This window comes from Cyanobium gracile UHCC 0281 (assembly GCF_034931305.1).
In the GTDB taxonomy this organism is placed as follows: domain Bacteria; phylum Cyanobacteriota; class Cyanobacteriia; order PCC-6307; family Cyanobiaceae; genus Cyanobium; species Cyanobium gracile_A.
Map to the genome: position 1 here is coordinate 20,436 of NZ_JAYGHY010000030.1, position 9,830 is coordinate 30,265.

The 9,830-nt window shown below is 67.7% G+C and carries 11 protein-coding genes and 2 tRNA genes; 8 read left to right on the plus strand and 5 right to left on the minus strand.

What is annotated here, in order from left to right:
- The first annotated feature begins 31 nt into the window (after positions 1-31).
- Positions 32-102: transfer RNA gene (locus VB739_RS10090), tRNA-Gly, on the plus strand.
- On the opposite strand, the gene VB739_RS10095 is transcribed toward VB739_RS10090, so the two are convergent.
- Positions 57-2,231, minus strand: a complete 2,175-nt coding sequence (locus tag VB739_RS10095; protein WP_323356951.1) for an isoamylase — start codon at positions 2,229-2,231, stop codon at positions 57-59. The two genes, VB739_RS10090 and VB739_RS10095, sit on opposite strands and share 46 nt — an antisense overlap.
- A gap of 71 nt (positions 2,232-2,302) precedes the next feature.
- Between VB739_RS10095 and VB739_RS10100 the strand changes: the two genes are divergently transcribed.
- From VB739_RS10100 to VB739_RS10125, 6 genes are all read left to right on the plus strand, one after another.
- Entirely contained in the window at positions 2,303-3,061 is a 759-nt protein-coding gene (locus tag VB739_RS10100) for an MBL fold metallo-hydrolase (protein ID WP_323356943.1), read from the plus strand.
- A 147-nt stretch (positions 3,062-3,208) separates the two neighbouring features.
- A complete protein-coding gene (locus VB739_RS10105; protein WP_015110525.1) occupies positions 3,209-3,484 on the plus strand; it encodes an HU family DNA-binding protein in 276 nt (91 codons plus the stop codon).
- A gap of 56 nt (positions 3,485-3,540) precedes the next feature.
- Positions 3,541-4,512 (plus strand): tRNA glutamyl-Q(34) synthetase GluQRS, encoded by a 972-nt coding sequence (gene gluQRS / locus VB739_RS10110; protein WP_416233318.1) that lies wholly within the window; start codon positions 3,541-3,543, stop codon positions 4,510-4,512.
- Positions 4,513-4,930: 418 nt separating this feature from the next.
- Positions 4,931-5,233: a lactate dehydrogenase gene (locus tag VB739_RS10115; protein WP_323356945.1), complete on the plus strand. Its 303-nt coding sequence runs from the start codon at positions 4,931-4,933 to the stop codon at positions 5,231-5,233.
- A 96-nt stretch (positions 5,234-5,329) separates the two neighbouring features.
- Positions 5,330-5,593, plus strand: a complete 264-nt coding sequence (locus VB739_RS10120) for a hypothetical protein (RefSeq protein ID WP_323356946.1) — start codon at positions 5,330-5,332, stop codon at positions 5,591-5,593.
- 125 nt (positions 5,594-5,718) lie between these two features.
- The gene (locus VB739_RS10125; protein WP_216910245.1) at positions 5,719-6,087 is read left to right on the plus strand and encodes an AbrB family transcriptional regulator; all 369 of its coding nucleotides are present in this window, start codon (positions 5,719-5,721) and stop codon (positions 6,085-6,087) included.
- Between the two features lie 44 nt (positions 6,088-6,131).
- Here VB739_RS10125 and VB739_RS10130 read toward each other — a convergent pair whose 3' ends face one another.
- Complete coding sequence (locus VB739_RS10130) at positions 6,132-6,620, minus strand: hypothetical protein (protein ID WP_323356947.1); 489 nt, start codon at positions 6,618-6,620, stop codon at positions 6,132-6,134.
- Between the two features lie 85 nt (positions 6,621-6,705).
- Positions 6,706-6,777, minus strand: a tRNA-Thr gene (locus VB739_RS10135).
- A 52-nt stretch (positions 6,778-6,829) separates the two neighbouring features.
- Between VB739_RS10135 and VB739_RS10140 the strand changes: the two genes are divergently transcribed.
- Positions 6,830-7,087, plus strand: coding sequence for a DUF3493 domain-containing protein (locus VB739_RS10140; protein WP_323356948.1), 258 nt, complete (start codon positions 6,830-6,832; stop codon positions 7,085-7,087).
- Here VB739_RS10140 and VB739_RS10145 read toward each other — a convergent pair.
- The gene (locus VB739_RS10145; protein ID WP_323356949.1) at positions 7,004-7,699 is read right to left on the minus strand and encodes a low-complexity tail membrane protein; all 696 of its coding nucleotides are present in this window, start codon (positions 7,697-7,699) and stop codon (positions 7,004-7,006) included. The genes VB739_RS10140 and VB739_RS10145 overlap by 84 nt on opposite strands.
- Positions 7,700-7,703: 4 nt before the next feature.
- Positions 7,704-9,830: translation initiation factor IF-2 (gene infB, locus VB739_RS10150; RefSeq protein WP_323356950.1), on the minus strand; the 2,127-nt coding region annotated here is incomplete at its 5' end.

Here is a 9,830-nt window from a genome sequence, read left to right on the forward strand (position 1 = left end):
GGCGAACCAGCTCCAGTACTTCTGTACTGCCGCGGGCGTAGTTTAGTGGTAAAACCTCAGCCTTCCAAGCTGATGATGCGGGTTCGATTCCCGCCGCCCGCTTTCTTCTTCTTTCCAGCAGCCTTGGCCTGGGAGGTGTCGGCCCTGGAGGTTGCGTCCACGAGGGTGTCCTCCAGCAGGGGCGTGGCCACCAGCAGCATCAGGCTGCGGCTCTCCAGGGGGGCCGTGGCCGGCAGCCAGGGTTCGGACGTCGCGGGCAGGTCGTGGTCGCCGGGGATGGCCGTGTCGATCACCCGCCGCCAGCCGGCCGGTTGGGGCGGCAGGGCGAACTGCATCGGCTGGTAATAGGCGTTCATCCCACACCAGATCAGGGGCCCGATGCTGGCGTCGTGGAGGCTCCAGGCCAGGCAGTGGGACCAGCTGGCCCAGTCCGGCTTGCCCAGTTCGAGTCCGTGCCACTCCCGCCAGAGGGGCAGGTTGCCCGCGTCCCTGACCTGTCCGCTGGGGGTGGAGGGCAGCTCCTGATTCAGCAGGGGGGCCAGCCGCTGACGCAGCTGGATCAGGCGCCTCAGGAAACGGCGCAGGTCCAGGTCGCCCGCGTCCGGTTGCCAGTGCATCCAGCCCAGGGGGTTGTTCTGGCACCAGGTGTTGTTGTTGCCCCCCTGGCTACGGCGCACTTCGTCCCCCATCAGCAACATGGGCACCCCGGGGGCCAGCAACAGGGAGGCGAGCAGGTTGCGCAGCTGCCTGTCACGCAGGGTCTGCACCCCCGGGTCGCTGCAGGGCCCTTCCACGCCGTGGTTCCAGCTGTTGTTGTGGTTGTCCCCGTCGCGGTCGTTCTCGCCGTTGGCCAGGTTGTGCTTGCGGTCAAAGCTGACCAGGTCAGCCAGGGTGAAGCCGTCGTGGGCGGTGAGGAAATTGATTGTGCGCCCCACCGGCGACGGCTGACCGTTGAACAGGTCCGGGTTGCCGGACAGGCGCTGGCTCAGGGTCCAGGTGCTGCGGTCGTCCCCCTTCCAGAAGCGGCGCACATCGTCGCGGAAGCGGCCGTTCCAGCTGGCCACCCGCCGGGCGGGGAAGTCGGCGAGCCGGTAGAGGCCGCCGCAGTCCCAGGGCTCGCTGACCACCTTCAGATCGCTGAGGTCAGGATCCGCTTCCATCTCCTCGAACAGGGGGGGGGCATCGAGGGGAGCCAGCGCCTCGCCCCGGGTCAGGGCGATGCCCAGGTCGAAGCGGAAGCCGTCGATGCCCAGTTCGGTGCTCCAGCACCGCAGCGACTCCAGGATCAGACGCCGCACCAGGGGACGGTTGGCGGCGATGGTGTTGCCGCAGCCGCTGACGTCGAGGTAATCGCCCTTGGCGGTCTGGTGGTAGTAAAGGGCGTCGCCGAACCCCCGCCAGCTCAGGGTGGGGCCCTGCTGGTTGCCTTCGCTGGTGTGGTTGTAGACCACATCCAGAATCACCTCCAGGCCCGCCTGATGGCAGGCGGTCACCAGCTGGCGCACCTCATGCCGTCCCTGCAACGGGTCGCTGTCCACCAGGTAGGCCGGGTGGGGGGCCATCCAGCTCACGGGGCTGTAACCCCAGTGGTTGAAGCGACCGTTGGGGGCGTCCTGGGGATCGAAGGCCATCACCGGCAGCAGCTCGATGGCCGTCACCCCCATCTCCTGGAGGTAGGGCAGGGTGTCGATCAACCCCAGCAGGGTTCCCTGTCGTTCGGCTGGCACCGGGCAGCCGTTGCCCCGGGTGAATCCGCCCACATGCAGCTCATAGATGATGCTCTTCTGCCACGGATGGCGCGGCCGGGGGGCGGCGTCGAAGTCGAACCGGTCCCGCTCGGTGACCACCCCCTTGAGGCAGGCGGAGGCGTTGGGGATGGCCCCGACGGCCGCGCCCCGCTGATAGCCCTCCCAGCCGGTGACGGCCCTGGCGCAGGGGTCGAGCAGCACCTTGGAGGGATTGAATCCATGGCTGCCGGGCTGGATCGGACCGAAGACGCGGTAGCCGTAACAGCAGCCCAGGCCCAGGCCTTCCACCTCCACATGCCAGTGCTCGCCTGAGCGGTGGCAGGGGTCGAGTTCAATCACCTCGAGGGGTTCTCGGGCCTCGCCGTCGGCGAAGATCAGCAGCTCAATGCGTGTGGCCAACGGGGCCACCACGGAAAAATTGACGCCCCTGCGGGTGACGGAGGCCCCCAGTGGCCAGGGATGTCCGATCCGGGTCGCCGACAAATCACTGGCCTGGATTGCCCCCAAGGGTACGTCGGGCCTTCGGAAGCTGCCGCCGGAGGTTCAATGGGGCCATGGCCAGTGCTGACGCTTCCCTGCTGCCGCCCGAGGAGGGCCGACCGCCCTTGCCGGTGGCGCCGGGGTTGTGGCTGTTCGCGCCCAGCCGGGAGAGTCAGGGGGGCAGCGCCTGGCTGATCGAGACGGCCGGCGCCGACCTGCTGATCGACGGCCCCGCCTTCACGCGGGCCAATCTGCAGTTCCTGGCGGGTCGCCCCCGCCATCGGCCGGGTGGGAGTGGCGGGGCCCAGGCCTGGATCCTGCTCACCGGCCGCGACGGCCACGGCCGCTGCCGCCGCCTGCAGCAGGCCCTGGGATGGCCGGTCCTGGTGCAGGAGCAGGAGGCTTACCTCCTGCCCGGTGTGGATCCGCTGCACACCTTCGCCAGCGAGCACCAACTCGGCCCGGACGTGCGTTTGCTCTGGACGCCGGGGCCTTCCCCCGGGGCCTGTGTGGTGCATGTGTCCCCGCTGGGCGGCGCGGGCCCGGACGGGCTGTTCTGCGGCCGACTGCTGGTTCCGGTGGCGCCGGCCCGCGTGGCGCCCCTGCGGCTGCGGGGCACCTTTCACTGGGGACGCCAGCTTCGGAGCGTGGAACGCCTGCGCCAGTGGCTGCCGGCCGGATCCCCCGACTGGATCGCCAGCGGCGCCGGACTGGGGGCCCTGAGGGGCCCGAAGCTGGTGGAGCAGGGGGCCTCCTTGATCCGCGACCTGGATCTGGAGGCCCTGGCCCTCCAGCCCCCCGGCGGACCCATGACCCCCAAACCGCTGTCATGAGTGGACTTTTCTAGTTGCGGCCTCGCCGCAAGACCCATACGATTGGCGCGCTGAGCGCATCGGGCGGTCGGGGACTTCCGATTCGCCTCCATCACTCGACGTCCCGAACCCCGCCATCGCCACCTATCCGGAGGCTTACCCACAACCATGAACAAAGCTGATCTCGTCAACATCGTGGCTGCCCGCACGGAGCTCACCAAGACCGACGTCTCCCTCGTGGTCGATGCCGCCATCGAAACCATCGTGGACTCTGTGGTTGAGGGCAAGAAGGTGTCCATCCTCGGTTTCGGTTCCTTCGAGCCCCGGGAGCGTTCCGCCCGCCAGGGTCTGAATCCCAAGACCGGCGAGAAGATCAAGATCCCCGCCAAACGCGTGCCCGCCTTCACCGCCGGCAAGCTGTTCAAGGACAAGGTTCAGGGCTGATCCGCAGCCAGGGCCGTTTCGCCATGCCAGTGGCCGCCGGGGCTCCGGCCCCGGCGCTGCGGCTTCCCCACCACCTCCAAGCCCAGCTTGCCCAGGGTGTGGGGCGACGATGTCAGGCTTACCGGACCCGCTTCGCCCCCTCCCCCACGGGTCCCCTGCACCGGGGCAATCTCCGCACCGCCCTGCTCAGCTGGCTTGAAGCCCGGCTCAGGGGTGGGGAGTGGCTGCTCCGCATCGACGATCTCGACACCCCCCGCAACCGGCTGGGTGCCGAGGCTGCCATCCTTGACGACCTCCGCTGGCTCGGCCTTGACTGGGACGGCCCGGTGGTCCGTCAGAGCGCCCATCGCGGTGTCTATGCCACCGTTCTGTCGGCCCTGCGCAGGGCCGGCCATCTCTACCCCTGCCGCTGCAGCCGGAGGTTGCTGGCCGATGTATCCGCGCCCCATGGGGCCCTGGCGGTCTACCCGGGGTACTGCCGGGATCGGGCGCCCTTGTGGGGGCCCCAGGACGGTCGCCTGCCCAGCTGGCGCCTGCGCCTGCAGCCGGGTGTTCTGGGCTGGCAGGAGCGCGGCTGTCCCTGCGGCCGCCAGGACGGCCCCACCGCGGTGGGGGATGTGGTGCTGCGGCGGGCCGACGGCGTGGTGGCTTACCACCTGGCCACCGCCGTTGACGAGTTGCTGATGGGGATCAGCGAGGTTGTGCGTGGGGATGACCTCTGGCCCTCCACCGGGGCCCAGGTGGCGGTGATGGCCGCCCTCGGCTTCCCTGCGCCTGCCTATGCCCATGTGCCCCTCTGGCGTGACCCCAGGGGCGAGCGGCTGAGCAAGCGGGAGGGGGCCGAAGGGTTGGCCGGTCTGCGCAGCCTCGGCCTGGATGCCCCAGCGGTGATCGGCTGCCTGGCAGCCAGCCTGGAACTGGTGCCAGCGGGCAGCCGACTCAGTGCCCGGGAGCTGGTGGCCAGCCTGTCGCTTCAGGCTCTGGACACCTGCATGCACCCGAAGCGGGCCGAGGGGGAAAAGGTTTAAGGAAGGTTTCGGGATTCAAGGGGTCTGGGTCGGCCACAGTGAGGAGATCAGAACAATCACTCGCCAAGTGGCCATGTCCTTTCAGGTTCCCTCCGCCGATTCGAGGAGCCATTCCACCGCACCGTGCCGATGTCCCCAGTGCGGCGGTAGTGGTCTGCTGAGGATTGATGACCAGCGGTACCGCACCTGCCTGGATTGCCTGGGCCAGGGGCACACCAAGGCGATGGCTGGCGACGGACTGTTCTTCCGGATCGTCAACGCGACGTCCGCTTCCGCCGCCAGATGAAGAACGCGGTGGTGGCCACCACCGCCGCCAGCGGTGCTGCCGTGAGCAGCAGCAGGATCACGGCGGTCCAGTCGGTGTACATGGGTGCGTGTGTTCAAGCGGTGCCATCATCCCAGCAGATGCTCCCCGGTGATGGCGAACGAACAGCAACCCCGTGAGGCCCGGCGCTCACCGGCACTCCTTGCCCTTGGTCTGGCTGGTGGGCTGGTGCTTTCGCTGGTCGGGGGTAGAGGCCAATTTCTGGCGAACGTGCAGTTCGAGAATTGCGTCACCGCTGCCGATGGCTCCATCACCTGCGACACGGTGCCCACAGGCAACACCCTGATGAATGATGTCGACGCCCGCTATGGACTGCTCCAGAACGCCAGTCCCGGTTGGAGTGAGTTCGAGCCCTACCAGGGATACGACGATGACTTCGGCGGCAACGAGACGTGATCCGCTGACGCCCGCAGCTTGCAACGACATGTGGCGCCTTCCCACGGGGGTACGGTTCGCTGGAGTAGCTCAGAAGAGCCACTCGAGGCGGATGTGATGCATTTCTGGGCACCCGACATCGATCCGGCCCATCCCCTGGAGTGCACCCAGGCCGAGCGCTATGTGCTGCAGCGCCTATCGAACGGCTCCTACGTTTCGATCCGTCCCGACGACCAGGGTCTGGGGGATGTGAGCGATCCGATGGAGGCCTATCTGTTCCACACCCATGAAGCGGCGGTGCGCGCCGCCGGTGAGCTGAACCGTCTTGGTGGCGACAGTTTCGACGTGCTCAAGGTGGAGTGGCCGGTTGCGTTGTGCTGAGCCCAGCCCTGGCAGCAGAAAAGGATTCAGATGCGAGTAGGCCTTTGGCGTGTATCGGCAGCTCCTCTAATGACGACAGGGGGATAAACCTTTATAGTGCGTCTTGTAAGGCTTGTTTGCTCCCCATGCTCACCGGATCTGATCTCCTGGCCAAGGTCAAGGAGCTGGGCGATGTCTCGAAATCCGATCTGGTGCGTGGTTGCGGCTACGTCAGCACCAAGAAGGATGGCGCTGAGCGTCTGAATTTCACGGCCTTTTATGAGGCCCTGCTGGAAGCCAAGGGCGTCAGCCTGGGTGAAGGTGGCGGCAAGGGTGCGTCCAAGGGCGGCCGCAAGCTCAGCTATGTGGCCACTGTCCAGGGCAACGGCAATCTTCTGGTGGGCAAGGCCTACACCGCCATGCTCGACCTCCAGCCTGGCGATGAATTCGAGATCAAACTGGGCCGCAAGCAGATCCGCCTGATTCCCGCGGGATCCACCGAAGACGAGGACTGAACGCCAGCCCCGACCCGAGGCGGGTATCTCGGAGTGCGTCCTAATCACACGCGTGGACGTTGTCTCTCTCGCTGGAAGCGATCACAGGACACCAGGAACGCTGTCACCTGATCCCCCCAGTTCACCACCACAAGCATGTTTCTGGGTGCTCTGGCAAATCCCTGTTGTGACAGTACGGCGAAGCGGTTGAGATCGTCGTGGCTCACCAAAGGATGGCTTCCCTGGATGGCCTGCCAGGCGAGAAGGAACGTGTCCCCCTCCAGCTCGCGGCACCGGGCGTAGGCCTCCTCGGTACCAACGCCCTGGCGGCGCAGCCTCACGAAGCTGTCGAGATCCGGCCCCAGGTGATCGATCCAGCGGCCGAGATCCCCCACGGCCATCACCCTGCTGCGCTCCGGGCCTTGGGTCGTCAGCAGCAGGGCCGTGGTGGCCAGTGACCAGGTCGCCTCCGCCAGAAGCTGCTCGGCCGCTTCCCTCAGAGCTCCATGGTGGCTCTCCAGCAGCTGCTCGTGGCGCGTCCTGAGATCATCCATGGTCCGAGTATCGCCACGGATGCCACCCAGCGAGAACGCCTCGGAGCTGGCCCCGGAACGGGTCCTGGGGCGGGGTGAGCAGAGAAGCCGGTGATCGGATTTGAACCGACGACCTACTGATTACGAATCAGTTGCTCTACCCCTGAGCTACACCGGCATCGGCCAAGAAATTAGCATTCGTCGGATCGCCACCCGCTGCACGCCATTCCATGGGATCCGACCCGAAGAGATCCCTGGATCCCGAGTTGCGCCGGCGCTTGCTGGCGGAAGCCAAGACACCCTGGCGGGGGCTGCGGCGGGCGCTGTGGTTTGCCCTGGTGGCCTCCGCCGGCCTTGGTCTGGCGACGATGGCGCTGCGGGCCTCCGCCGGCTCGGAGGTGGCCTCAGGGGACCTGTTGATCCAGGTCGGTGCCCTCAGCCTTTTCGGTGCGTTGCTCTGGTTCGACCGCAACCGGGACGACGGCTGAAGGCTCCGACAGTTTCTGGGGCTCTGGCAGCAGCAGCGGCTCTGGCAGCAGCAGCGGCAGGCCCAGGCTGAGGCGTTGCTGTTCCAGTTCCCCCAGGCTGAGCGGCGCGGTCCCGGCCACCGTCTCTGGCTTGCGGCTAAGCAGCCACAGGGACTGGAACAGCTGTTGCCACTGCCACAGCATCAACGCCAGCAACAGGGCCGCCAGCAGCAGGGCCACCAGGCGCGGACAGGCGCTGAAGGGGGAGACGGGGGAGGCCACGGCCGCCTGGCGGTCGATCCACCACAGCAGGGGCAGGCCCAGGGCGGCACCGACGGCCGTGGCCAGCGTCAGCGCAGGGGTGGCCTGGAGGCGGCTGAGCCGGCGCTGCAGCTCCCGGCGGCCTTTCGGGGGGGTCTGCAGCAGCAGCAACGACCAGACGTCGGCGGGGCGACGCATCAGCAGCAGGGCCGGCGCCAGGGCGCCGATCGCCCAGCAGAGCAGGCGCTCCAGCCCCGGCAGGGGGCCAGGGTCGCTGCCGGCGAGCACCAGCAGCAACAGCAGGGCCTCAAGAGGCAACACCCCAACGCCGATCAGCTGGAGCCAGAGCAGGGGCTCGCTGCGGGGTGTCACGGGATCAGATGTTGAGGGTCCGGCGTTGGGTGACCAACTTGAAGGCCTCAACCCGATCTCTCTCCTGCCAGCCGGTGAACCGGTCGCAGCCGATGCCGCACTCGAAGCCCGTGGCCACCTCCTTGACGTCGTCCTTGTTGCGACGCAGCGAATCGAGATCGCCTTCGTAGACGAGCTCCTTGCCGCGGTGCACGCGGATGCGGCAGTTGCGCTGCAGTTTGCCGTTGGTGACATAGCAACCGGCGACGGCACTCTTGCCGATGGTGAACACGGCCCGCACTTCTGCTTCGCCCAGGTTCTCCTCCACCAGCTCCGGTTCCAGCAGGCCCTCCATGGCCATCTGGATGTCCTCCAGAAGCTTGTAGATGACGTCGTAATCGCGCACATCCACGCCGGTGGCGTCGGCGGCACGCTTGGCACCGGAGGCCATCGAGGTGTTGAAGCCCACGATCACGGCGCCCGAAGCCGCCGCCAGGTCGACGTCCGTTTCGGTGATCTCGCCAGGGGCCGACAGCAGCACCCGCACCTGAACCTCCTCCTGGGGCAGCTGTTCGAGGGATCCGAGGATCGCCTCCACGCTGCCCTGGACATCGGCCTTGAGGATGAGGTTGAGCTCCTTCAGCTCGCCCTCGCTGACCTGGCCCGACATCGAGGCCAGGGACACCCGCCGGGACGCCATCTGCTGGGCGAGTCGGGTGGCCCGCGCCTCGGTGGCCCGGTCGCCCACCACGGCCCGGGCGCTCTTCTCATCGGTATACACCTCGAACTCGTCGCCGGCGGTGGGCACCTCGCTGAAGCCGAGGGCCTCCACAGCGCTGGAGGGGCCGGCCTGCTTGACCCGTTTACCGGTGTCGTCGACCATGGCGCGCACCTTGCCGAGAATCGGACCCGCCGCCAGCACGTCGCCGGCCTTGAGGGTGCCGTTCTGGATCAGCAGGGTGGCCACCGGACCCTTGGCCTTGTCCAGGTGGGCCTCGATCACCGTGCCCCGGGCCATCCGGTCGGGGTTGGCCTGCAGGTCCTCCACTTCGGTGACCAGCAGGATCATCTCCAGCAGCTTGTCGATGTTTTCGCCCTTGATGGCGCTCACAGGGACCATCACGACGTTGCCGCCCCAGTCCTCCGCCACCAGATCCAGGCCGGAGAGCTCCTGCTTGACCCGGTCGGGCTGGGCCCCTTCCTTGTCGATCTTGTTGATCGCCACCACGATCGGCACCTCGGCGGCGCGGGCGTGGCTGATCGCCTCCAGGGTCTGGGGGCGGACGCCGTCATCGGCGGCCACCACCAGCACCGCCACGTCGGTGACCTTGGTGCCGCGGGCCCGCATGGCGGTGAACGCCTCGTGGCCCGGGGTGTCCAGGAAGGTGATCTTGCGGGTGTCGTCGCCGTGGGGCACATCCACCTGGTAGGCACCGATGTGCTGGGTGATGCCGCCGGCCTCGCCCGCCGCCACCCGCGTCTTGCGGATGGCATCAAGCAGGCTCGTCTTGCCGTGGTCAACGTGACCCATCACGGTCACCACCGGGGGCCGGCGGATCAGGTGGGCCAGGTCGCTGTCCTCGATCATCTCCACGGTCTTCTTGGCCGCGGCTTCGATGTCGTCCTGGAGGACGGGCACGCCGAACTCCTCTGACACCGTCTCGATCGTGTGCAGGTCGAGGGTCTGGGTGACGGTGGCGATGATCCCCTTGAAGAACAGGGATTTGATGATCTCGGAGCTCTCCACTCCGAGGCGGTCGGCCAGTTCCTGCACCGTGAGGTTGCCCTCGGGCACGATCAGCATCTCGGGGCGCAGCGCCTTGGCTTCGCGGGAGGCCCGCAGTTCCATGGCACGGCGCCGCTGGCGCTGGCGTGTGGTCTCCTTCTTGCGCTTGCGCACCGCCACCGTGGGCTTGGCCTGGGCGCCGCCAGGGGTGCGGGGTTTGGCCGGTCGGGCCAGGCTGGCCTGGAGCACCAGGGCTTCCTGCTCGCCGGCAAAGCCACCGGTTTCGGCGGTGAGGGCATCATCGTTTTCGCCGATGATGTGCACCTTCTGGCGCTGTTTCTGCGGGGTTCGGCTGCGCAGGGCCTCCAGCTTGGCGCTGTCGTCCCAGTCCGGCCGCCGGGCGCCGGGGGCACGGGCGCCGGCGGG